At 34.5% G+C, this 238-nt stretch carries 1 protein-coding gene; it reads right to left on the reverse strand.

All coding sequences use genetic code 11. The features are described from left to right. On the reverse strand, positions 1-238 hold a 238-nt coding region (locus D9V42_RS15190), incomplete at both ends, for a hypothetical protein (protein WP_158593199.1).

Raw genomic sequence — 238 nt, forward strand, 5'->3', positions numbered from 1 at the left:
GTTCTAGTGTTAACCCAGCGAACTTCGTATGGTTTTTATCAGCGTCATTCATTCCCCATCCAATTATTAAAAGGTCTGGGTTATGTTCCATCGATGTTTGTAAAAAACCATTAGGGTATTTTTGTAAATAGTAAGGCAAAGCATAAGTTGGGTTTCCTACCCATTCATTCGTATTTCTACCACCAAAACCATTGTTTAGTATTGATAATTTTTTTAAATCATAATTCCCTGCCTTCAT

Source organism: Staphylococcus pseudoxylosus (assembly GCF_003697915.1).
Lineage (GTDB): Bacteria > Bacillota > Bacilli > Staphylococcales > Staphylococcaceae > Staphylococcus > Staphylococcus pseudoxylosus.